Annotated in this window: 17 protein-coding genes; 7 read left to right on the top strand and 10 right to left on the bottom strand. The window is 73.2% G+C overall.

What is annotated here, in order from left to right; all coding sequences use genetic code 11:
* Positions 1-65: 65 nt before the first annotated feature.
* Complete coding sequence (lpdA, locus tag BDK92_RS07915) at positions 66-1,454, bottom strand: dihydrolipoyl dehydrogenase (RefSeq protein WP_121156002.1); 1,389 nt, start codon at positions 1,452-1,454, stop codon at positions 66-68.
* A gap of 225 nt (positions 1,455-1,679) precedes the next feature.
* On the opposite strand from lpdA, the gene BDK92_RS07910 reads away from it, so the two are divergent.
* Positions 1,680-2,006: a hypothetical protein gene (locus tag BDK92_RS07910; protein WP_121156000.1), complete on the top strand. Its 327-nt coding sequence runs from the start codon at positions 1,680-1,682 to the stop codon at positions 2,004-2,006.
* Between the two features lie 117 nt (positions 2,007-2,123).
* Here BDK92_RS07910 and BDK92_RS07905 read toward each other — a convergent pair whose 3' ends face one another.
* Entirely contained in the window at positions 2,124-3,710 is a 1,587-nt protein-coding gene (locus BDK92_RS07905; RefSeq protein ID WP_121155998.1) for a leucyl aminopeptidase, read from the bottom strand.
* 185 nt (positions 3,711-3,895) lie between these two features.
* Here BDK92_RS07905 and gcvT point away from each other — a divergent pair, with 185 nt between their 5' ends.
* Entirely contained in the window at positions 3,896-5,038 is a 1,143-nt protein-coding gene (gene gcvT, locus BDK92_RS07900; RefSeq protein ID WP_121155996.1) for a glycine cleavage system aminomethyltransferase GcvT, read from the top strand.
* Positions 5,039-5,055: 17 nt separating this feature from the next.
* Here the strand turns inward: gcvT and BDK92_RS07895 are convergent, their stop codons facing one another.
* The 5 genes from BDK92_RS07895 to BDK92_RS40180 form a co-directional block, all read right to left on the bottom strand.
* Positions 5,056-6,339 (bottom strand): DUF2314 domain-containing protein, encoded by a 1,284-nt coding sequence (locus BDK92_RS07895; RefSeq protein WP_121155994.1) that lies wholly within the window; start codon positions 6,337-6,339, stop codon positions 5,056-5,058.
* A 66-nt stretch (positions 6,340-6,405) separates the two neighbouring features.
* Positions 6,406-7,179, bottom strand: a complete 774-nt coding sequence (locus BDK92_RS07890; protein WP_121155992.1) for an adenosylcobinamide-GDP ribazoletransferase — start codon at positions 7,177-7,179, stop codon at positions 6,406-6,408.
* Entirely contained in the window at positions 7,172-9,229 is a 2,058-nt protein-coding gene (locus BDK92_RS07885; RefSeq protein ID WP_121155990.1) for a bifunctional adenosylcobinamide kinase/adenosylcobinamide-phosphate guanylyltransferase, read from the bottom strand. The genes BDK92_RS07890 and BDK92_RS07885 overlap by 8 nt, the downstream gene beginning before the upstream one ends.
* A gap of 46 nt (positions 9,230-9,275) precedes the next feature.
* Positions 9,276-10,439 (bottom strand): MFS transporter, encoded by a 1,164-nt coding sequence (locus BDK92_RS07880; protein WP_281278616.1) that lies wholly within the window; start codon positions 10,437-10,439, stop codon positions 9,276-9,278.
* Between the two features lie 50 nt (positions 10,440-10,489).
* Positions 10,490-11,497: a threonine ammonia-lyase gene (locus BDK92_RS40180; protein ID WP_121155986.1), complete on the bottom strand. Its 1,008-nt coding sequence runs from the start codon at positions 11,495-11,497 to the stop codon at positions 10,490-10,492.
* Positions 11,498-11,603: 106 nt separating this feature from the next.
* On the opposite strand from BDK92_RS40180, the gene BDK92_RS07870 reads away from it, so the two are divergent.
* On the top strand, positions 11,604-11,804 hold the full coding sequence (locus BDK92_RS07870; protein ID WP_121155984.1) for a hypothetical protein: 201 nt from the start codon (positions 11,604-11,606) through the stop codon (positions 11,802-11,804).
* 5 nt (positions 11,805-11,809) lie between these two features.
* Positions 11,810-12,607 (top strand): site-2 protease family protein, encoded by a 798-nt coding sequence (locus BDK92_RS07865; protein WP_121161799.1) that lies wholly within the window; start codon positions 11,810-11,812, stop codon positions 12,605-12,607.
* Between the two features lie 107 nt (positions 12,608-12,714).
* Here BDK92_RS07865 and BDK92_RS07860 read toward each other — a convergent pair whose 3' ends face one another.
* Both BDK92_RS07860 and BDK92_RS07855 read right to left on the bottom strand, forming a co-directional pair.
* A complete protein-coding gene (locus tag BDK92_RS07860; RefSeq protein WP_121155982.1) occupies positions 12,715-13,710 on the bottom strand; it encodes an aldo/keto reductase family protein in 996 nt (331 codons plus the stop codon).
* Between the two features lie 71 nt (positions 13,711-13,781).
* On the bottom strand, positions 13,782-16,763 hold the full coding sequence (locus tag BDK92_RS07855; protein WP_121155980.1) for a WG repeat-containing protein: 2,982 nt from the start codon (positions 16,761-16,763) through the stop codon (positions 13,782-13,784).
* 1,999 nt (positions 16,764-18,762) lie between these two features.
* Here BDK92_RS07855 and BDK92_RS07845 point away from each other — a divergent pair.
* Genes BDK92_RS07845 through BDK92_RS07835 form a run of 3 tightly spaced genes read left to right on the top strand, consistent with a single transcriptional unit; the run spans position 18,763 to position 21,471 of the window.
* A complete protein-coding gene (locus BDK92_RS07845) occupies positions 18,763-19,617 on the top strand; it encodes an ABC transporter permease (protein WP_121161797.1) in 855 nt (284 codons plus the stop codon).
* Positions 19,610-20,431, top strand: coding sequence for an ABC transporter permease (locus tag BDK92_RS07840; protein ID WP_121155976.1), 822 nt, complete (start codon positions 19,610-19,612; stop codon positions 20,429-20,431). The genes BDK92_RS07845 and BDK92_RS07840 overlap by 8 nt, the downstream gene beginning before the upstream one ends.
* Positions 20,428-21,471 carry an ABC transporter ATP-binding protein gene (locus tag BDK92_RS07835; protein WP_121155974.1) on the top strand — a complete coding sequence of 348 codons (1,044 nt, stop codon included), beginning with the start codon at positions 20,428-20,430 and terminating at the stop codon, positions 21,469-21,471. The genes BDK92_RS07840 and BDK92_RS07835 overlap by 4 nt, the downstream gene beginning before the upstream one ends.
* 23 nt (positions 21,472-21,494) lie before the next feature.
* On the opposite strand, the gene BDK92_RS07830 is transcribed toward BDK92_RS07835, so the two are convergent.
* Positions 21,495-22,709 carry a low temperature requirement protein A gene (locus BDK92_RS07830; protein ID WP_170208523.1) on the bottom strand — a complete coding sequence of 405 codons (1,215 nt, stop codon included), beginning with the start codon at positions 22,707-22,709 and terminating at the stop codon, positions 21,495-21,497.
* Positions 22,710-22,736 lie beyond the last annotated feature (27 nt).

The following is a 22,736-nucleotide window of genomic DNA, read 5'->3' as shown; positions in this document are numbered from 1 at the left end:
AGACTCCTTCGTGGCCTGTCGATCGTCACCCGGTTGCCGCCGGGTGTCGCGGAAGAACTGTCGGGTCAGGCGTGCGCGTGCAGCGGCTTGCCGGCGAGGGCGAGGAACGCCTCGCCGAGAGCCTCGGTCTGCGTCGGGTGGGCGTGCACGAGCTGCGCCACCTCGGCCGGGTAGGCCTCCCAGTTGTAGATCAACTGGGCCTCGCCGACCAACTCGCCGACCCGGGCGCCCACCATGTGTACGCCGACCACGGGACCGTCCTCGACCCGAACGAGCTTCACGAAGCCGGTCGTCTTGAGGATCTGGCTCTTGCCGTTGCCGCCGAGGTTGTAGTTGTACGTCGAGACCTTGTCCGCGCCGTACTGCTCCTTGGCCTTGGCCTCGGTCAGCCCCACGGAGGCGAGCTCCGGGTCGCAGTAGGTGACGCGCGGGATGCCGTTCTCGTCGATCACGGCGGGGTTCAGTCCGGCGATCTCCTCGGCGACGAAGATGCCCTGCTGGAAGCCGCGGTGGGCGAGCTGGAGGCCGGGCACGATGTCGCCGACGGCGAAGATGTTCGCCACGCCGGTACGGAGCCGCTCGTCGGTCAGCACGAAGCCCCGGTCGACCTTGATGCCCTGCTCCTCGTAGCCGAGGTTGGCGGTGGTCGGGCCACGGCCGACCGCGACGAGCAGCACCTCGGCCTCGAAGGTCTCGCCGCCCTCGATGGTCACCTTGACGCCGGAGTCGGTGTGCTCGACCTTCTCGAAGCGCTTGCCGGTCTTGAAGTTGATGCCACGCTTGCGGAAGGCGCGCTCCAGCGCCTTCGAGGATTCCTCGTCTTCGGCGGCGACCAGTCGGGGCAGCGCCTCGACGATGGTCACGTCGACCCCGAACGAGCGCCAGACGCTGGCGAACTCGACGCCGATGACCCCGCCGCCGAGCACGATCGCCGAGCTGGGCACGCGGTCCATCACCAGGGCGTGGTCACTGGTGATCACCCGCTCGCCGTCGACCTCCAGGCCGGGCAGGCTGCGGGCGTACGACCCGCTGGCGAGGATGATGTTGCGGCCGGTGTAGCGCCGTCCGTCGACCTCGATGGTGTCCGGGCCGACCAGCTTGCCGTGCCCCTCCACGACGGTGATCTTCGCGCTCTTGATCAGGCCCTGGAGGCCCTTGTAGAGGCGGGAGATGACCCCGTCCTTGTAGGAGTTCACCCCGGACATGTCGATGCCGACCAGTTCGGCCTTGATGCCGAACTGCTCCGACTCGCGGGTCTGGTCGGCGATCTCCGCCGCGTGCAGCAGCGCCTTGGTCGGGATGCACCCGTTGTGCAGGCAGGTCCCGCCGAGCTTGCCCTTCTCGATCAGCGCGACGGAGAGGTCCAGCTGGGCGGCGCGTAGCGCCGCCGCGTACCCCCCACTGCCACCTCCGAGGATGACGACATCGAAGGTTCCGCCGTTCGGCTCGCTCACAGTTAACTCCCAGGTCGCGTCGCTGCCACGAGGGCCATGCCAATGGAAACGGGCATTTCGTCCTCACCGGCCGTTGCATTCCGGCCGGATACCTTCTACCTGGGTCATCTTGTCACTTGTGGTCCCGCGCCGCGTAACTGAGGTGCCCAAGGACACGTCCATTCCACGTACGCTTGCCCAATCACCGGACACGGCCGGCACGGGCGGGCGGGAGGAGATTGACGGGTGGCCTGGTTTCGGCGGCGTAAGCAGGGTGCGGGCGCGGCAGGGGACCGAATCGCGAACCGAGGCGATTTCGAGCACCTGGAGGAGTTCGTCAGGTCGAGGCGGGGTGTCGAGGCGTTCATCGAGCCACGCACGACGGTGACCGAGACGACAGTGATGTTGATCGCGTACGACGGCGAGTGGACCCGGCGTCGGGTCGACGGCCCGGAGGGTGCCCGGCGATTCGCGCACAAGATGGCGATCCCGATCTACGATGTCCGGCTGGTCGGCTACCCACAGCGGATGCGCGACTTTAACGAGCGCCGCAAGCGAAATGCGGGTGCGTGAGCCGCGCCGGGCGCGGGCTCGGGGTTGATCGACGAGCACCGCGAGCCGGGCGCGCGAGCCGTGAACCGGACCGACCCCCGGCCGGGTGGCCGGGGGTCGGTCCGTCCGTGGTGCCCGTCAGTTCTCGGCCGCGATCTCCTCGATCAGGTGCAGCAGGGTACGCACCGGCACAGCCGTGCCGCCCTTGGTCCAGTAACCGGTCGGCTCACCCGAGTGGTAGCTCGGCCCGGCGATGTCGATGTGCGCCCAGTCCACCCCGTCGGTGACGAACTCGCGCAGGAAGACACCGCCCTGCAGCATGTGCCCGGCCCGGTCCATCCCCGCGTTGACCTGCGAGATGTCGGCGACGTCGGAGTCCATACCGTTGCGTACGTCCTCCGGCAGCGGCATCGGCCAGGTCGGCTCGCCGACCGCGTCACCGGCGGCCTGGACCCGGGTGCAGAACTCCGCGGTGCCCATCACGCCGGCGACCCGCTTGCCGAGCGCGACCACCTGACCGCCGGTCAGGGTGGACGTCTCCAGCAGGTAGTCACAGCCGTCCGCGCAGGCGCGGGCGATCGCGTCGGCCAGGATCATCCGGCCCTCGGCGTCGGTGTTGAGCACCTCGACCCGCTTGCCGTCGAACATGGTGATCACGTCACCCGGACGGTAGCTGCTCGCCGACGGCATGTTCTCCGCCATCGGCAGGTACGCCTGCACCGACACGGCCGGCTTGAGTTCGGCGATCGCGATCATGGTGGCGGCCACCGCCGCCGCCCCGGCCATGTCGGACTTCATCTCCCACATGCCCTGGGCCGGCTTGATCGACACACCACCGGTGTCGAAGGTGATGCCCTTGCCGACCAGCGCGATCCGCTTGCCGCTGGCGGTCCCGGCCGGCGGCTGGTAGGTCAGCTTCACCAGGCGCGGCGGGGCGTCCGAGCCCTGCCCGACCGCGATGATGCCGCCGTAGCCGGCGTCGGCCAGCGCCTTCTCGTCCAGCACCTCGACGGTCAGCCCGGCCGTGTTGGCGGCGGTCGCCACCGCCTCGGCGAACGACGGCGGGCGCAGCTCGTTCGGCGCGGTGTTGACCCAGTCCCGGGTCTGGCCGACGGCCGCGGCCACCACGGTCGCCCGGGCGATCTCGGCGCGGGCCCGCACGTCCCCGGAGTCCGGCACGTGCACCGCGATCTCCGCCACCGGGGTACGGCGGGTCGGCTGCGGGCGGGTCTTGTAGCCGGCGAAGCGGTAGCCGCCGATCAGGGCGCCCTCGGCGACCGCGCGAAGCGCGGCCGGGCCGTCCTCGTCGTCGGGCACGGGCAGGCTCAGCGCCACCCGGCCGGCTCCGGCGAGGGCCCGGATCGCCGACCCGGCGGCCCGGCGCAGGGTCTCCGGCGCCGGGGCGGCACCGGTCGGCTCCGCGCCGAGGCCGACGGCGACGACCAGCGGGGCGGTCACCGTGCCGAGGGTGGCGAGCTTGATCACCTCGCCCGGGGCGCCGGTCGCGCCGAGCAGGGCCAGGGTCTCGGTGAGGCGGCCGTCGAAGGCCGCGGCGATGCTCTCCGCGCCGGTCGCCAGCAGCAGCGTGCCGGCGTACCCGCCGGGCCCCTCACCTCCGGTGTCCGCGGACCCGGTCTGGCTGTGCACGCCGATCACAAGGGCGTCGACGGCAAGCTCGGCGGGGTCGGTGTCGACCAAGCTGAGGGTGGTGCTGGGCGATGTCACTCGGCGTCTCCGGACGGGCTTGGCCGGCCGCGTTGTGCGCGGTCCGGCGACGAAGGTCTTCGGCGAACCTACCCGCCGAAGAGGTCGGATGTCCCAGCGACTGCCGCCGAAGGGATCCCGCCGATGCTAACGAGGAGGTCGAGCCGGCATGAGCCAGGAGGCCGAGCCCCGGTAAGTTGCCTCCCATGACCGACCTGACCACGGCCGCCGCCGACCAGTTGCACCGTTCGCCCCTGCATGATCGGCACGCCGCGTTGGGCGCCAAGTTCGCCGCCTTCGGCGGCTGGTCCATGCCGCTGGAGTACGCCGGGGGCGGGGTGCTCAAGGAGCACACCGCGGTCCGCGAGGCGGTCGGTGTGTTCGACGTCTCCCACCTGGGCAAGGCGCGGGTGACCGGCCCCGGCGCGGCCGACTTCGTCAACTCCTGCCTCACCAACGACCTGGGCCGGATCACTCCCGGCCGGGCGCAGTACACGCTCTGCTGCGACGAGGCGACCGGCGGCGTGGTGGACGACATCATCGCCTACCTCTACGCCGACGATCACGTCTTCCTGATCCCCAACGCGGCGAACACCGCCGAGGTGGTACGCCGGCTGCGGGCCGCCGCGCCGGCCGGGATCACCGTCACCGACGAACACCAGGCGTACGCCGTACTGGCGGTGCAGGGCCCGCGCTCGGCCGACCTGCTCGGCGCGCTCGGGCTGCCGACCGATCACGGTTACATGAGCTTCTCCACCGCCACCCTCGGCACCGGCGTGGCGGAACCGGTGGAGCTGGTGGTCTGCCGGACCGGCTACACCGGCGAGCACGGGTACGAACTGGTCGTGCCGGTGGCCGGGGCGACCTCGGTCTGGGACGCGCTCTTCGCCGCCGGTGAGCCGTACGGGCTGCGGGCCTGCGGGCTGGCCGCCCGGGACACGCTGCGCACCGAGATGGGCTACCCGCTGCACGGGCAGGACCTGTCGCTGGAGATCACCCCGGTCCAGGCCCGCTCCGGTTGGGCGGTCGGCTGGGGCAAGCCGGCGTTCTGGGGCCGGGAGGCCCTGCTGGCGGAGAAGGCCGCCGGCCCGCGTCGCCTGCTCTGGGGCCTGGCCGCGCAGGACCGGGGCATTCCGCGCCCGGGGATGCGGGTGCTCGCCGGTGACGCCGAGGTCGGCACGGTCACCAGCGGCACCTTCTCACCGACCGGCAAGGCCGGCATCGGGCTCGCCCTGCTCGACACCGCCGCCGGGCTCGACGAGGGCGCGACGGTCGAGGTCGACGTACGGGGACGCCGCTCGGTGATGCGGGTGGTCAAGCCCCCGTTCGTGCAGCCGTCGGTGCGCTGAGCGTCCCGCCACCGACCTCAGCCGCGCTGGCCGGCGTCGAGTACGGCCTGCGTCCAGCCGCCCTCGACGACCGAACCCCGGTCGAGTAGCGCCCAGTCGACCACCTCGGCGGTGGCGACCGTGACAGCGGCGCCGATCCGTACGGTCGGATCGGCGACCGCGTCACAGGCGCTGGTGCAGAGAATCTGCTCCGGACGCTGCCAGGAGTCCACCCCGGCCCAGACGTACTCCGGTCCCTCGGCGGTGGCCAGGGCGTACTTGACCAGCAGTTGCAGGTCGCCGGCGAGCGAGCCGCCGACGAAGCGCTCGCGGATGGCGGGCAGGCCGGCGCGGGCGGTGGCGACGGCCCGCGCCATCGCGTCGTCGCTGCGGTCGTAGCGGACATCCGACCGGGGCGCGCCGAACAGGGTGGTGCAGACCCCGGCGAAGTACCGGCTGACGGAACCCGGGTGACCGATCGGCGGGAGCAGGGTCAGGAACGAGTCGGCCTCGGGATCGGTGGCCGGGTCGAGTTCCAGCCGCAGGGCGGCGGGCCCGGCCGCGTCCTGCTGGCGCGGATAGCCGTACGCGACCGCGATGTCGTGGTCGGTGACCGTGGTCACTACCGGCAGTTGGACGAAGGCGGGCACCTCGATCCCGGAGAGCCCGTCGGTCCAGGTGCGCAGCAGTCGGCGGGCCACCCCGGTCATCACCGCTCCCCAGCCCCGGGTGAGGTGGGTCGGCACCTCCTGGGCCTGGAGTTCCAGCAGTCCGAACCGGCGCAGGCCCTTGGTGGTGAACCAGAGCCCGCCCTCGGCGGTGGAGTACGGCACCAGGACCCAGTCCACCAGCCGTACCCGGCCCTCGGGATCGGGCAGCGAGCGCAGCGCGGTCGCCGGGTCGAGGAACTGGAGGCCGAAGACGTCGACCAGGTCTCCGCCGACCGCCTCGGCCATCGCCGCGCCGACCGCCCGCGCGGCCCACTCGTGCGCCGGGGGCCAGCCGGGCCGGTAGCTCGCCTGGACCACGATCAGGTTGGTCGCGGTGGCGAGCCGGCCGAGTTGTTCCTCGGTGGCGCCGAAGGCGGTGAGCAGGTCCGGTGGCAGTTCGGGAAACTCGTCGACCGGCCGCAGGTCGACCGTCATCAACGGGCTCTCCAGCATCTGCCGGGACAGGTCGTGGACCAGTTCGGTGACCCGGTCCCCGAGCGCCGCCAGCGCCTGCGTCGGGGTTACGTCGGGTGGCGTCGAGACCGGCACCAGGTAGGTCGCGGTGAGCGACTCCGGCACCGGTAGAGGCAGGAAATCGTCCGTGATGATCATGACGCGCCCCGCTCGCCGGAAGTAGTGATTCTCTTTCGCGAACGCTACCGAAGAAGGCCGGCCGGATCAGCCGGTCAGCACGAGACCGAGGTAGACCAGCGTGGTGACGACCTCGACCTGGGCGCCGAGCACGTCGCCGGTGACCCCGCCGAAGCGCCGTACGGTGTGGCGCAGCAGCACCAGCCCGGCGGCGAGGGCTACCCCGACCACGAGCGGCCCCTGCCACGGGCGGCCCGGCACGGCCGCGACCGCGACGCCCGCGACGGCGACCGTGGCCAGCACCAGCGGCACCGGGCCGACCGTCCCGGCGACCAGCGCGCCGAGCCCCTGCGGCCGGGCCGCAGGCACCCCCCGCCGGCAGGCCCAGCTCACCGCCAGCCGCCCCGCCGCGGTGGCGGCGACCACCGTGGCGAGCAGCGCCGGCCAGCGCCGGTCCGGCAGGGCCGCGAGCGACCCGACCTGGAGCAGGAGTACGAGCACCAGCGCGGCGACGCCGAACGGGCCCACGTCGGGCTTCTTCATGATCTCCAGAGCGGCCGGCCCGGAGCGGTACGAGCCGAGCGCGTCGACCGTGTCGGCGAGCCCGTCCAGGTGCAGTCCCCGGGTGAGCAGCGCGCCGGCCGCCACGGTCACCCCGGCGGCGACGAGCACGGGCGCGCCGGCACCGGCGGCACCGAGCAGGATCGCGGCGAGCACCACGCCGAGCAGCGCCCCGACGGCCGGGGCGAGCAGCATCGCCACCGCCGCCGTCTCCCGGTCGACCCGACCGGTGCGCAGCGGAACGATGGTGAACGTGGTGAGCGCCAGCCGGGCGCCGGCCGGGAGACTCCGGTCAGGCACCGCGCGAGGCGCCGTCGGGCAACCAGTCGCTGCGGGCCGGTCCCGGACCGTCCGGTTCCGGTTCGTCGAACTCGCCGTCGTCGGCGGTACGGCCGTCACCGGCCCCGGTGCCCGTACGCTGCTCGTCCCGGTCCGGCTGATTGCCGTCGGCCGGCTCGCCGTCGGCGGGGGGCCGTACGTCCTCCGCCGGCTGACGGTCCTCACCGGTGGCCGGGGCGTCGTCCCCGTGGCCGGTCGGCGACTCCGCCCAGCCGGTCGGGGTCAGCGACGGGTGTTCACCGACCGAGGCGGCCAGGGTGAGCGCGGTGCGCAGCAGCGGCAGGGTGGCCAGCGCGGTCGCCCCCTCGCCCAGGTCCAGCCGCAGGTCGAGCAGCGGAGTCAGGCCGAGTACGTCGGCCGCGAGCTTGACCGCCGGGTGTCCGCCGTGGTCGGGCAGGAGGCACCAGTGCCGGGACTGGCCGGCGAGGTCGCGGGTGACCAGTCCGGCGGCCACCCCGACCGGCCCGTCCAGCAGCACCGGGGTCCGCCGGGCGGTCGCGCCGAGCAGGATGCCGGCGGCGATCGCGATGTCGCCGCCGCCCAGTTCGGCCAGGATGTCCTTCGGTCCCCGGGGGCTGCGCCGGGTGCGGTGCAGGGCGTCGCGTACGGCGGCGCAGCGGATCATCCAGGCGGCGTCGTCCACCTGGCCGCCGGGGCTGACGACCCGGCCGAGCACTGCGGCGGACTCGGCGCCGGCGGTGGCGGCGAGCACGGCGGCGGTGGCGGCCTCGGTGCCCGCGCCGCAGGCGCCGAGCACGATCAGCTCCACCCCGGCGTCGACCGCCTCCTCGGCCAGCCGCCAGCCGTACCGCAGGGCGGACTCGACCGCTTCGGCGCTCAACGCCGGCCCGTCCTCGATCGGCGCGGCGGTCGGCGCGTCCACCACCTGGAGGCTCGCGCCGACCTCGGCGGCGAGCCGGGCGAGCGGACCCGCTCCGGCGCGGGCCTGGTCGGCCCGGCGGCCGGACTCGCCCGGCACGGACCCGGCCGAGGCGCCGCCGTCGTGGTCGCCGTGCAGCAGCAGTACGCGTACCGTCCGCCACGGGCGGGGCGTCGCGGTGCCCTGGGTGCTGGCGGCGAAGCCGATCACCCGTTCGAGGTTGCCGAGCCCGGCACCGGGCAGGTCGAGGGTGGCGAGCCGGTCGATCGCCTGCGGGCCGGCGTACTCGTCCGGCATGGGCAGGTCCATCCCGGTCTGGATGACCAGCCCGGTGGCGACCATCGGCAGCATCATGGTCGGCGCGGTCCAGGGCGAACCATCCTCGGCCACCTGCGGCTCCGGCTCCGGCAGGTGCGGCGTGACCACGGCCGGCGAGGTGCTCGGCACCGGCACGGCCCGGGTCTCGGGGGCGCTGCGGTCGGCCGACCCGGCGTCGGTGGTGCCAGCGGTCCGTGGCGGTCCGGACTGGCTCGGCACGACCGACTCCGGCCGGATGCTGGCGGGCTGCCGAGTCGCGGCCGGCTTGAGCCAGGACGGTTGCCCGGCCACCACCAGGACCACCGCGTCGCAGACCTCGGCGACCGCCCGGTTGGTGGTGCCGAGTGCGTCGGTGAAGGCCCGACCGAGGGTGGTCGTCGGCACCAGCGAGAGCCCCACCTCGGGGCTGACCAGCACCAGACGGGCGGTGCAGTCGCGGACCGCGACGGCCAGCTCGTTGATGGTCGTGTGGTCGTCGGCGGGCTGGTGGACCGGGTCGAGCAGGACGGTCACCCAGCCGCCGAGGTCGTCGACGAGCAGCGTCTCGTCCGGTGCGGCGCCGGCGATCAGTTCGGCCAGCCGGGACGGGTCGGTGGCGGTCTCCTCTGTCGTCCAGCCCTCCGGGCGGCGACGCCGGTGGGCCTCGATCCGGGCGGTCCACTCCGGGTCGTCCGGATCGTCCGACTCGGGGTGCCGCGCAGTCGCGACATAACGGACAGCCGTCACGTCGCCCACGAGCGACTCGGCGAACTCGGATTTGCCGGACCGGATCCCGCCGAGTACGAGAACCGTGTTCCACCCGTCAACGGACATGCCCGTACCTTAGAGCGCCCAGCCGGGGATTCGCCTGGGAGGTGGGTCACTCACCCCCGCCACGCCGCGCCCGACGGGTCAACGCCGGCACCGCCGATCCGGCCAACGAGAGCATCACGGCCAGCACCACCCAGCCGACCCGGCCGCCACCGATCAGCAACAGCGTGAGCAACGCCGGGCCGGCGGCCTGGGCCAGGCCGGTCACCAGACCGAAAACTCCCTGGTACTGGCCGAGTGCGGCCGGGTCGGCGAGGTTGTAGGACAGGCCGGCGGAGGCGTTCGCGTGGTAGAGGTCACCGACCGTGTAGACCACGGTCGCGAACAGCAGCAGACCGACGGCGGTCCCGGTGGCCAACCCGGCGGACGAGGCGTACAGGAGCATCGCGGCGGCCAGCACGATCCCGGCCCGGCGCATCGTGCGGGCAGCCGACGGGGTGTCCCGTACGCCGTGGCTCAGCCGGACCGTCAGCAGCACGGTCAGCACCGCGTTGGTCACCAGCACCGCCGAGACCGTCGCCCGTGGGACGTGCGCCTGGCCGGCGATCCAGAGCGGCAGGACCAGGGTGAGCACCACCGCGTGCAGCGAGATGACCGAGGCGGCGGCGCCCACCGCGAGGTAGGGCCGGTCCCGCAACGCGGCGAGACCACCACCCGCCCGCATCCCACCGGCGGTGGGTGGCAGGGCCGGCAGTCGGGTCAGCAGGCCCGCCGAGACCAGGTACGTGACCGCGTTGCCGAGCGCCAGCAGGACGTACCCGGTGCGGTTGTCGGCGGTCAGCGCGAGCCCGGCCAGCGCGGCGCCGACGCTGATCCCGACGTTGGCCACCGCCCGCAGCGTGGCGAACGCGCGCACCCGCCCCCCGGGCCCGGCGACCGCCGCGACCAGCGCCGCCCGGACCGTGAGGTTCCCTGCCAGGAGCAGGGCGTCGAGCACCGCGACCACCAGGAACGTGGCGAACGATCCGACCAGCAGGTACGACGCCGCGACCACCGCCTGCCCGAGTTGCAGTACGGCCCGCAGCGTGCGCGGGTCCCGCCGGTCGGCGAGGTGCCCCAGGGGAACGCTGGCACCCAGCCCGACCACCGCGGCGACGGTGAGGCCCACCCCGACCGAGGTGACCGGCAGCCCCACGCTCCGGGTGAGGAACAGGGCCGCCCCGGCGCCCCAGAGGCCGGTGCCGACGGTGTTTGCCAGGGTCGCCCAGGCCAACGTGCGCAGCGGCCCGGCCGAGGGGACCGGCGACCAGCTTCCGCCCGGAGTCAGCCGAGCCCGGCCAGACTGGCCGGGGCGACGTTGCCGCCGGAGAGGACGAGCGCGACCGTCTCGCCCGGCCGGGTCCGGACCAGCCCGTGCCGCAGCGCGGCGAGTCCGACCGCGGCCGAGGGCTCGACCAGCAGCTTGCCGCTGTCGAGCAGCTCCCACCAGGCCGGCCGGATCGCCTCCTCGGGCACCTCCACCACCTCGTCGACCAGCTCCCGCACGTGCGCGAGGGTGTGTACGCCGGCGAACGGCGCGGCCAGGCCGTCGGCGAGCGAGACCGGCCGCTGGGGCAGGGGCGTCGGCGTACCGAGCCGGAGGGCGTACGTCATCGCGTTTGCGGTCACCGGTTCGACGCCGACCACCCGGGTCGACGGGGACGCCGCCCGTACCGCCGCCGCCACCCCGCTGATCAGCCCGCCGCCGCCGACCGGCACCAGCACCACGTCCACCGGCGCCGGTTCCCGAGCCGGCTCCGCTGGCGGGAGTTCGTCGACCGGTGGCGTCACTTCGGCGGCCTGGTGCAGCAGTTCGGCGCCGACGGTGGCCTGGCCGGCGATCACGTCCGGGTCGTCGAACGGGTGCAGGATCGCGTACCCCCGCTCCCGGGCGACCGACTGGCAGGTGCCGAGCAGGTCATCGGTGAAGATGATCTCGCCGCCGTAGCGCCGGACCGCCTCGACCTTCGTCACCACCGCCCCCGGTGGCATGCAGACGACCACCGGCAACCCCAGCGCCCGGCCGCCGAAGGCGGTGGCGGCGGCGTGGTTACCGGCGGAGAAGGTGGCCACCCCGGCCGGCAGCTCGCCCCGGGCCCGGCGGGCCAGCAGCGCGTTGAGCACCCCCCGGACCTTGAAGCTCCCGGTGTGCTGGAGATTCTCGGCCTTCAACAGGACCCGCAGCCCGAGGCTGTCGCCGAGCCGGGGCGACTCGACCAGGGGAGTCCGGACGATCCGGCCGGCCAGGCGGCTCACCGCCGAGGTGATGTCGGGGCTGCTTACCAATCGCATCCCGGCACCCTACGTCCGTCCGGTACGCCGCGGGCGATCGACGCCCGCCCCCGGCCGGCTAGGCTGGCGGGGGTCTGTCGGGGACATCGGTGAGGGGAGACACGATATGCCGTGGAGCTGGCGGTACGAGGGCACGGACGGCCAGGCGGTGAGCGGGCCGGACGAGACGTTCGGCAGCCAGGCCGACGCCGAGTCCTGGATCGGCCAGACCTGGCGCGAGCTCTCCGCGGCGGGCGTCGCCACCGTGATCCTGCTCGAAGACGATCGGGTCGAATACCGGATGAGCCTGCAACCGGTCGCCGAGTGAATCTGATGGGCTACGAGCAGCCGGGCCGGGACCGGCTCGTCCTCGGCGTACCGAGGGAGGCGTTCCGACCGAGCCCCATCTTCCTGGCCCTGGTCGCCCTCTTCGTGGCGAGCGGCGTGATGGCCTGGAACCGGTTCGGCAACGTCCGGTTCGACGTGTTCCTCTTTGTCGTCTCGGGCTGGCTGGTCTCCCTCTGCCTGCACGAGTACGCCCACGCCATCGTGGCGTTCCGGGCCGGGGACCGGGGGGTCGCACATCGCGGTTACCTGACCCTGAACCCGCTGAAGTACACCAACCCGCTGCTCTCGCTCATCCTGCCGGTGGCGATCGTGCTGCTCGGCGGGATCGGCCTGCCCGGCGGTGCGGTCTGGGTCGACCACCACCAGATCCCCGGCCGGCTGCGGCACACCCTGGTCAGCCTCGCCGGACCAGCCATGAACGTGGTCTTCGCCGTGGTCCTGGTGCTCCCGTTCGCGTTCAGCCCGGACGTGTTCGCCCATCCCGAGTTCTGGGCCGGCGTCGCGTTGCTCGGCTTCCTGCAACTCACCGCGAGCGTGCTCAACCTGCTGCCGGTGCCGGGCCTCGACGGCGGCAACATGCTCTACCCGTGGCTCTCGCCGCAGTGGCGGCGCGGCTACGACCTGATGGCCCCGTACGGCTTCCTGCTGCTCTTCGCGCTGCTCTGGAACCCGCGGATCAACGGCTGGTTCTTCTCGGTCGTCTTCACCGTCGGCGACTGGCTGGGGCTGCCCGGTGGGCTCTACGCCCTCGGATACGACCTGATCCGGTTCTGGCAGGGCTGATCCGGTACGGGTCGGTTCGGCCGACCCACTCCGCCGCACCGGAAACGGTCCGGCACCCGACCGCTGCGGGACGGGTGCCGGACCGTTCTCGTTACGGGCTGATCCGGTTACGGGCGGGCCGGGCTCTGGGTCTTGGCCGGGTCCCGTTCGGTGATCGGCGCGACCACCTCGTCGATCGCCTTGAGCAGGTCGGCGTCGAGCTTCACCCCGGCCGCCTTGACGTTGTCCGCGACCTGTTCCGGTCGGGTCGCGCCGACGATCGCCGACGAGACGTTCGGGTTCTGCAGCACCCAGGCGATGGCGAGCTGCGCCATGCTCAGCCCGGCCTGCGCGGCGAGGGGCTTGAGCTGCTGCACGGTGGTGAGCACCTCGTCGGTCATGAACCGGGCGATCATGTTCGCCCCCGACTTCTCGTCGGTGGCCCGGGAGCCGGCCGGCGGCGGCTGGCCGGGCAGGTACTTGCCGGAGAGGACGCCCTGGGCGATCGGGGAGAAGACGATCTGGCCGAGGCCGAGTTCCTCGCTCGCCGGCACCACCTCAGCCTCGATCACCCGCCAGAGCATCGAGTACTGCGGCTGGTTGGAGACCAGGTGGATCTTGAGCTGGCGGGCCAGCTCGTACGCCTCGCGGATCTGGTCGGCCCGCCACTCCGAGACCCCGATGTAGAGAGCCTTGCCCGAGCGTACGACGTCGGCGAAGGCCTCCATCGTCTCCTCGAGCGGGGTGGTGTAGTCGTACCGGTGGGCCTGGTAGAGATCGACGTAGTCGGTCTGCAACCGGCGCAGCGAGCCGTTGATCGACTCCATGATGTGCTTGCGGGACAGGCCCCGGTCGTTCGGTCCGGGACCGGTCGGCCAGTAGACCTTGGTGAGGATCTCCAGCCCTTCCCGGCGCTGGCCCTGCAGGGCACGACCGAGTACGGCCTCCGCGCGGGTGCCGGCGTAGACGTCGGCGGTGTCGAACGTGGTGATGCCCTGCTCCAGCGCGGCGTGGACGCAGGCGAGGGCGGCGTCCTCCTCGATCTGGGAGCCGTGGGTGATCCAGTTGCCGTACGAGATCTCGCTGACCCGGAGACCGGAACGGCCGAGGTGTCGGAAGTCCATGCTCAGACCTTAACTGGTGCCGATCTCCAACCAATGATCGACTTGGGGTGCCGGAATCTCCCGCAGGGCGCTCAGAGCACCGGTTTGGTGTCCGCCAGCAGACGGTCGATCTCGTCCATCACGTCCGCGCGGCTGGCGTGGACCGGGTCGATCAGCAGTTCGCCGCGCCGGTCGAGGGCGCCCCACTGGCCGTCCGGGGTGGCGATCAGGAAAGCCACCGGATGGATCACCATCGCCGGGTACGTCGGCGACACGATCACCCGTCCGGTCCGGTCGACCACGCCCTTACGACCGTTCGAGTCGACGATCGCGAGACCCTCGTCGGTGAAACCCTCGACGTAGCGGCCGTCGGTCAGGGCGGTGGCGAAGGCACCGTACCGGGTCGGCAGCACCACCCGACCGGTCTTGTCGACGGCGCCCCAGCCGCCGCGACGAACCGCCGCGACACCCCGGCGGAACGGCCGTACGTCGTCGCAGCCCTGCCCGATCACCACCTGGTTCGTCTTGTCGATCGCGATCCAACCGCCGGTTCCGTCCCGGGACACCCAGGCCAGACCGTCGGCGAACGAACCGACGCCGAGGTAACCGGCGGTCGCCTCGATCAGCGGCTCGCCGGACTCGTCGATGAGTTCCCAGGTACGGGTCTCGGGCCGGCGTACCCAGGCCACACCGTCGTGGAACGGCTGGGCGTCGGCGTAGCTCGGCGCCACCGCGAGCTCCCCGTCGGGCAGGGCGTAGCCCCAGCGCTGCATCTTCTCGCTGAACGTCGGCACCGGCGGCTGGTGCACCTGGAGGATCTCGTCGCGGTCCCGGGGGTACGGGCCCCAGCCCTGCTGGGCCACCTTGTTGAACACCGCGTCGAGCGCGAGTTCGGTCCGGGCGATCAGGTCCGGGTCCTCGACCTTGCGCAGTTCGAGTGCCTTCTCGAAGTGGTTGCACGCCTCGATGTAGCGGCCCTGGTCGTAGCAGGAACGGCCGGCGTGCTCGTGCATGGTGGCCCGCAGCCGGTCGGGCAGCTCGGAGGAGTTCGCCTCCTCGAAGAGCCGGTCGGCCTCGGCGAAGTCACCCCGCCACTGCATCACGTGCGCCAACCGCGCCTGGGCGATGGCGATCCGCCGCAGTTGGCCGGTGGCCTCGGCGTGGCCCAGGGCGAGCTTGCCGTCGGCGAGCGCCTTGCCCAGATCCCCGAGGATCCGGGAGACGACCGCGCGCAGGCTGAGCAGCCGGGCCCGGGTCGGGTCGTCCTGCGCCGGTTCGAGCTTCTCGGTCAACCGGTCGCGGATCGCCCGCAACTCGTCCGGATCCTCGACCAGTTCCCGCAGGGTCTCGTGGTGGAACCGCCAGCTGTACGACGAGAGCACCTGCTCCGGGTCGGCGACCGGGGCTTCGTCCGTCTCGGCCGTCTCGTCCGCCGGGCTCGTCCCGCCCGCCGATTCGTCGGTCGTGATGATCGGGGTCAGCATGGTCGGCGCGCGCAGCGCCGTGGCGGCGCCGGCCGCCGGCCCCTCCGGGGGCGGCAGCACCGTGTCCGGGCTGGCCTCGGCGACCGGTGAGCCGGGAGCGCTGGTGGCCAGCGGTGGACCCGACACCGGCACCGGGTCCTCCGGCAGCGGACCCTCGTCCAGCGGCGCGCCCACGGGGTCCGGGCGGGTGTCGAGCGCGTCCAGGTGTGCGTCGGCGTTGCCCGGTCCCGATTCGGCGCTGCGTGACTGTTCCTCGGCGCGGACCGGTGGCGGTTCGGCGGCGTCCACCGACCCGACGACCGGTTCCACCTCGACGGCCTGCCCCGACTGGTCGTACGGCGCCCGATCGGCCGGTTCGGCGTACAGGCCGTCGGAGGGGGACGCGGCCGGGGCCGGATCGCCCGGTGCGGCCGACGTCGGGTCCGACGTACCGGCGACCGCTGGCTCCTCCTCGGGTGGCCGTTGCCCGTCGTCGGGGCGGGTGCGCGCCTCCGTCGGCGGTGTCGGAGTCGACCCGGGGGCGTCGGCGGGCGAGTGCGGGGCGGGTGGACCGGAGACCGGTGCCGCCGGCAGGTCGCCGTCGGTGGTGACCGCTTCGGGCAGCGGACTTCCCGTCGCGGCGGCCGCCACACCGTCCGTCCCGGGGCCGGGGTCGGTGCGCTGAACTGGAGCGATCGTGGCGTCCCCGACGGGGTCGGCGTCATCGGCCGCCCCGCCGGTCCCGACCGATGAGGTGGTGGTGGCGGTGGCCTGCCCGGGGGTGTCCGTACCGGTTGCGGTCGCCTCGGTCGACCCGCCATCCAGGTCACTCGGGGCGGTCGGCGGCTCGGTCGTCGTGCCGGCGAACGGCGCCGGCTCGGGCCGGGCGGGCGTGACCGGGGTCGGCTCGGCCCGGGTGACCGCCGCCGGCGCGGGGACGACCGGTGACGGGACCGCGGGTGGCCAGACCGGTGCCGGTACGTCCGGTGTGGCGGGCTGCTCGGTGGAGCCCGCCGGCCGACCGGTGAGGGCGTCCGGATCGGAGTCCAGGGTGGGAACGGGGTGCGGGGCGGCGACGGGCGGTGCGCTCGGGGGCGCCGGCTCCACCACTGCGGGCCCGGCGCTCTCCGGTGTCCGGTCCGGCTCGACCGGTGCCGGCGGTCGGGCCGGCGTCGGTGGTTGACTCGGCGTCGGTGGTTGAGCCGGCGTCGGCGCGGGCAGGAACTCCAGGCGCAGCCCGGCCGCCGGTGGCACGGCGACCGGGGGACGGGGCTGGTCGCCCCCGGCCGGCCGTTCGGGCTGCCGTTCGGGCTGCCGTTCGGGTTGTGCCGGCCGTTCGGGTTGTGCCGGTCGCGACGTCGGTTCCGGGTCGGTCTTCGGTGCCAGCCAGGCGGAGCCGGGCTCCTGGACCTGCGCCGGCTCGACGTTCCGGTCACCGGTGCGCTGGGCCGGCACCGGCGTCTCGGCCGCTTCGGCCGGCTGCTTGCGTCGCTCCCGGGGCGGAGTGAACAGGTCGGCGCCGCTCAGCAGCGGCTCGCTCGCCACCGGCGGACCGGAGACGGGCGCGTTCGACCGCTCCGGGCCTCGGTAGGTCGGCGGAACCTCCGCCATCGGCCAGCCGGCACCGGGCGGCAGTTGGCCGTCCCGCCCCGGTCCGGCAGCGCGGTCGGGCCGGGTCGGCCCATCCGGACGACCGGTGGCAGCACCTGGAACGGCCATGGGCGGCCGAGAAGCGCCGTCAGGCGCCCGGTTGAGGTCGCGCGCTGGTGGAGGTTCCCGGCGTACGGCCGGACCCCGGTCGGGGGACCGGGTCTCCTCCGGCGCCGGCCCGCTACCACCCGTACGGCGCTCCACCGGGGGCACGACGTCGCGCTCATGGCGGCCCGCGAGGGGCATCTGGAGGCGTGGCGACTCGGGAGTGGACGGATGACCCGCCTCGCCCCGCTCGGGGTGATCGGCCGGACCGTCGTGCCAACCAGGGCGGGCCGTACCCGGGGCGACCGGTGGGCGGGGCTCCGCGGTGGACCAGCCGGGGTCGGTGGGGTGCGGCCGGCCGGCGGGCGCGTCGGAGGACGGGAACCGGGGGACCGGCGGGGTCGGCCGGCGGCCCGGCAGCGCCTGGGTCTCCTCGGGACCGGAGTCCGGCCGCCAGCCGCCCGTGCGGTCGTACGGCCCGGGCCCGCCGGGGGGCGCACCGGTGCCGGCGCGGTACTGCGGCTGCTCCCGAGGGTCCCGCTCTGGCCCGCGCCGACCGGTGGGCCGGCCCTGGTCCGGTCGCTGTCGCTGGTCCGGACCGTCGACTGGTCGGTAGTCACCATGAGCCGATTCGCCGTGCCCTGGTCCCACCGGTCCACGGCGCCCAGGCCCGCCAGGGTGGGCGGGGCCGCCAGGGTGGGCGGGGCTGACCGGGTGTGCGGAGCCCGGTGGGTGTGCCGGGCTGACCGGGTGGGCGGGGCTGACCGGGTGGGCCGGGCTGACCGGACGAGCGGAGCCCGGTGGATATGCCGGGCTGACCGGGTGGGCGGGGCTGACCGGACGAGCGGAACCCGACGGGTGAGCGGGGCCGACCGGACGAGCGGAACTCGGTGGGTATGCCGGGCTGACCGGATGTGCCGGGCCCGCCGGCTGGTTCGGGCCTGCCGGGTGGTTCGGGTCTGTCTGGTGTGGACGACCTACCGGGCGGACCGGAGGGAGTGGCCCGCCCCAGTGTTCGGCCCGGTCGGGCGCGGGTGGCGTGCTCCAGCCGTCGACACCGGGCCGGTGGTCCTCCGCTGGCGGGCGCCGCTCCTCCGTCGGTTGACGTCGACCGTCCGCGCCGGGGCGTCGGCCGTCCATCCGGGGCGGCTGCTCGTCCATGGGTGTGCGCTGGCCGTCCACCCGCGGCGGCTGGCCGTCACCGCGAGATTGCGGGCGATCGGCGCGGGGCGGCTCGCCCTCCACCGACCGGCGCTGGCCCCGCTCCGCCGGTTGACCGTAGCCGGCGGGCTGCCCGTAACCGGGCGGCTGGTCGTAAGCGCCAGGCGGGCCGTAGCCGGACGGGCGGCCGTGACCCGGGGAGCCGTCCCAGCGCTGTTCGCGGTCGCGTCCCTGTTCGCGGTCCCACGCCTGTTCGCGTCCGTACCGGTGGGACGGTCCCTGCTCGGGACCGGGACCGGGACCGCGGCCGGGGCCGGGGGTGGACGTCGGACCGTATCCCCCCTGCTGGCCGCGCGGGTGGCTGGCGTACGGCTCGTGTGGGTGCGACGACTGGTCGTCGGGTGACGGGATCTCGGCCCGGCCGGAGATGACCGACGCACGCCCCGAAGGGCGGTGTGGCGGGCGCTTCGGCCCCGGGTCGCCGGGATAGCGTTGGCCAGGGAAAGCGGGCTGCCACTCCGTGGTCGGCTCGACCATCCAGGAGGGCTCGGGCGGCTCGCCCCAGCGGTCGCGGTAGCGATCAGTCACGATGCAACCCCGCTGAGGTGGGGCGCGCGGCGCGGCCGGTTGAACGGCTCGCGTCGCTCGCTCACGGCGGTGTCACCTCGTCGGAAAAATTCTCACTGGGCGGCCGGGGATTCCGGATATTGTTCCCCGGCTCGCGGCAGCTTGGTTGCGGAAGGAGGGTAACGGCGTGGGCTCGGTCACCGCCACTGTGCCACCGCTGATCGGTAGAAACATCATCCCCTGGTTTCGGACATTTACCGCCATAACCGGATCAGGTTACCGTCGCTATTCGACGTACCGACAGGCGACGTTCGCCGGTGCCTTCACCAATATCGTGTTCGGGTTCCTCCACTGCTACGTCTTCCTCGCCGTCGCCACCGGCGCGGGGGGCCTGGCGGGTGGTTACGACACCAGGCAACTGGCCACCTTCGTCTGGGTCGGACAGGGACTGCTCGCCGTCGTGGGACTCTGGGGCTGGAGCGAGCTGGCTGATCGGATCCGGACCGGCGACGTCGCCAGCGACCTGCTCCGGCCGGTCTCCCCGGTGGTCAGCTACCTCGCCACCGACCTGGGGCGGGCGGCGCACGCGGTGCTCACCCGTTTCGTCCCGCCGGTGCTCACCGGCCCGATCTTCTTCGACGTCTACCTGCCGACCCGCTGGCCGACCGTACCGCTCTTCCTGCTCTCCATGGTGTTGGCGGTGGTGCTCTCGTTCAGTTGCCGCTACCTGGTCAACGCCACCGTCTACTGGCTCGCGGACGTACGCGGCCCGATGCTGCTCTGGACCCTCTGCTCCGGCATCCTGGCCGGCCTCTACTTCCCGCTGCGCTTCCTGCCGGACTGGGCCTTCGTGACGATCTGGCTGGCCACCCCTTTCCCGAGCATGATGCAGACCCCGCTGGACGTGCTGGTCGAGCGCGACGGTGCGCCGGTGCAGGCGGGACTCGTCGGTCTACAGCTCTGCTGGGTCGGGGCGGCCCTGTTCGCCTGCGCCGTCGTGCAGCGGCGCGCGGAACGGCGACTGGTCGTGCAGGGTGGCTGACCGGGGACGTACGGCCGGACCGGCGGCGGGCTACCTGGCGCTGCTGCGCGGGCAGGCGCGGTCCCAGGCGTCGTACCGCACCTCGTTCGTCGTCGACCTGGTCAGCAATGTCGGCGCCACCGTCTTCGACGTGCTCACGGTGCTGGTGCTGTTCCAGGTGACCCGGACCCTGGGGGGCTTCGACGTACGCGAGGCGATGGTCATGGTCAGCCTCTCCGCCTGCTCCTTCGCCACCGCCGACCTGGCCGTCGGCAACATCGAGCGGGTCCGCCAGTACGTCCGGACGGGGCTGATGGACGCGGTCCTGGTCCGCCCGCTCGGGGCGCTGCCGCAGTTGCTGCTGATGGACCTGCCGCTGCGCAAGCTGTCCCGTGCCCTGTTCGGGCTCGCCGTGCTGACCGTCGCGGCAAGCTCCGCCGGAATCGAGTGGACCCCGGGTCGGGTGTTGCTGGTCATCGTCGCGCCGCTGGCCGGAGCGGTCTTCTTCGGCTCGATCTTCGTGGCCTCGGCGACGTTGGCGTTCTGGTGGATCGACTCGGGTGAGGTCGGGAACGCGTTCACCTACGGTGGTCGGGACTTCACCGCGTACCCGGTGACCGTCTACGGTGGATGGTTCCGGGCGATTTTCGCGTACGGCCTGGGGTTCGCCTTCGTGGCCTACTACCCGGCGCTGGCTCTGCTCGGCCGGGCCGATCCGCTCGGCCTGCCGGCCTGGGCCGGGTGGGCCTCGCCGGGCGTCGCGGTCCTGGCCGCGCTGGCCGCCGCCGCCGTCTGGCGGACCGGCATCAGGCACTACCGGAGTACGGGGTCATGAGCGACGTCATCGAGGTGCGCGGGCTGCGCAAGGAGTTCACGGTACGGGTCAAGACCGGTCGGCTGCGCCGGACGAAGAAGGTGGTCGCCGCGGTCGACGGGGTGGATCTGACCGTGGCCCGGGGCGAGATGATCGGCTACATCGGACCGAACGGCGCGGGTAAGTCCACCACCCTGAAGATGCTCACCGGTGTGCTGATGCCCTCCGCCGGGGAGGTACGCGTCTGTGGGCTCGTCCCGGTGGCCCAGCGCACCCGGCTGGCGTTGCGTATCGGCGTGGTCTTCGGTCAGCGTTCGCAGCTCTGGTGGGACCTGCCGCTGCGCGACTCGTTCGACCTGCTGCGGCACATCTACCGGGTGCCGGCCGCCGACCACGCGGCCCGGCTGCGCCGCTGCCGGGACCTGCTCGACCTCGACGGTTTCCTCGACACCCCGGTCCGCCAGCTCTCGCTGGGCCAGCGGATGCGCGGCGAGTTGACCGCCGCCCTGCTGCACGGGCCGGAGGTGCTCTTCCTGGACGAGCCGACCATCGGGCTGGACCTGGTGAGCAAGCAGGCGGTCCGGGAGTTCCTGGGCGAGCTGGGCCGGGCCGGTGACACCACCCTGCTGCTCACCACGCACGATCTCGCCGACATCGAGCGGCTCTGCCGCCGCCTGGTGGTGATCGATCACGGTCGGGTGGTGCACGACGGCGACATCGAGGCGCTGCACGCCCGGTACGGTTCCCGGCGGCTGGTCGTGGTGGACCTCGACGAGCCCCTGACGGAGGTGCCGGTGCTGCCGGGCGCGCCGGTGCTGCGGGTCGAGGCGGACGGTCGACGGCTCGTCTTCGAGCTGGAGTCGGCGACCGCCGGCGCGGTGGTGGCACGGCTGGCCGGGCTCGCCACGCTCCGCGACATCGCCATCGTCGAGCCGGACATCGAGGACGTGGTCAGCCGCCTCTACCGGACCCCGGCGCCGCCGGTCGTCGTGCCGGCGCACCCGATCCCCACGCAGAACCCGGAGCCGGCCTCCCGCCCCGACCTCACCGGCACCCCCTGACTCAGGTAAGGAAGGGCCCCTTGTTATCGGATTCGGTAGAGGAAGGGGCCCTTCCTAACGGCTTCCTGGGCGTGGCGCGGCGGGGTGTCGAGCAGCAGCATCACCACGACGATGCCGACGACCACCGCGAGCTGTGCGGCGGCGGGGATCACCCGGGCCAGCGGGATCGTGGCGAGCGCCGCCGCGGCGGTCAGCAGGCGACGCCACGCGCCCCGGATCGTCAGTACCCGCCGGACCCAGGCGATCCCGACGAGGAAGAGCGCCACTCCGCCGCTCAGGGCGAGCGCCGACGCGTGGTCGAGGGGCTGCTCCGGGTGCGAGACGGCGGTGTGGATGCCAGCGGCCCCGATGACGATCCCGAGCAGCAGGGGGATGTGCGCGAAGATGTACGCCTTGCCGCCCAACACGTCCCGGGTGACGTCGTCGACGCGGTTCAGGCTCTGTTCGGCCGCCCTCGGGTCGGCGAAGTACGTCCACCAGAGCGCGGCGGGCAGGGTCAGCGCCAGGATGATCACCCACACGGTCTCGTCCGAGGTGTGCGCCGGCCCCGCGCTGGCGCCGATCGCCGCGACCTCCTCACCGAACGCGACCACCACCAGCAGGCCGTGCCGCTCCACGAAGTGACCGGCGGAGAGGTGGAACGCGTGCGGGGGGCCGCCCCGGGAGGTGCCCCAGAGGAGGGTCGGGATGACGCTCTGCACCACGAACGCGGTCGCCCAGAGCGCGTACACCAGCGGACCGTCGGCGAACCCGGATCCGAGCACGAGCAGGGCCGCGCCCAGGTTGCCCGGGGCCAGTCGCAGGACGGTGCGCCAGCTGTCGGACTGGGTGAACAGGATCAGGTGCAGGCAGACCAGCACCAGGTAGCCGATGCTGAAGACCGTCGCCCGTCCGGCGATGGCGTCCGGCACCCCGGCCGCCGCGATGATGAAGCCGGCCACGCCGCCGAGCAGCAGCAGCTTCTGTGACGTACGTCGCGGTGTCACGTGGTTGGTCAGCCAGGCGTACCCGCTGTAGTTCGCCCAGAGCAGGCTGAACAGGAGGGTGACCTGACCCACGGTGGTGAACGTCGGGCGGTTGATGATCTGTTGCGTCAACTGGGTCAGGGTGAAGACGAAGACCACGTCGATGAAGAGTTCGACCGGCTCCACCCGGCCGCTCGACCGGGATGCCGTACCCCGCCAGCGGGTGGTGGCGGCCCGGATCCGGCCGCCCGTCCCGCGCCACCCGACCGGCACCGACCGACACTCCTCTCCTGGAGAGGG

The sequence above is a fragment of the Micromonospora pisi genome (genome assembly GCF_003633685.1).
In the GTDB taxonomy this organism is placed as follows: domain Bacteria; phylum Actinomycetota; class Actinomycetes; order Mycobacteriales; family Micromonosporaceae; genus Micromonospora_G; species Micromonospora_G pisi.
The sequence above is the reverse complement of the archived record's forward strand: the minus strand, read 5'-3'. Positions and strand labels throughout refer to the sequence as shown.

Coding starts and splice junctions, on each gene's coding strand:
- gcvT (WP_121155996.1), top strand. CDS start 3,896: ATGACCGACCTGACCACGGCCGCCGCCGACCAGTTGCACCGTTCGCCC.
- BDK92_RS07895 (WP_121155994.1), bottom strand. CDS start 6,339: ATGATCATCACGGACGATTTCCTGCCTCTACCGGTGCCGGAGTCGCTC.
- BDK92_RS07885 (WP_121155990.1), bottom strand. CDS start 9,229: ATGTCCGTTGACGGGTGGAACACGGTTCTCGTACTCGGCGGGATCCGG.
- BDK92_RS40180 (WP_121155986.1), bottom strand. CDS start 11,497: ATGCGATTGGTAAGCAGCCCCGACATCACCTCGGCGGTGAGCCGCCTG.
- BDK92_RS07870 (WP_121155984.1), top strand. CDS start 11,604: ATGCCGTGGAGCTGGCGGTACGAGGGCACGGACGGCCAGGCGGTGAGC.
- BDK92_RS07865 (WP_121161799.1), top strand. CDS start 11,810: ATGGGCTACGAGCAGCCGGGCCGGGACCGGCTCGTCCTCGGCGTACCG.
- BDK92_RS07860 (WP_121155982.1), bottom strand. CDS start 13,710: ATGGACTTCCGACACCTCGGCCGTTCCGGTCTCCGGGTCAGCGAGATC.
- BDK92_RS07855 (WP_121155980.1), bottom strand. CDS start 16,763: ATGGCGGAGGTTCCGCCGACCTACCGAGGCCCGGAGCGGTCGAACGCG.
- BDK92_RS07835 (WP_121155974.1), top strand. CDS start 20,428: ATGAGCGACGTCATCGAGGTGCGCGGGCTGCGCAAGGAGTTCACGGTA.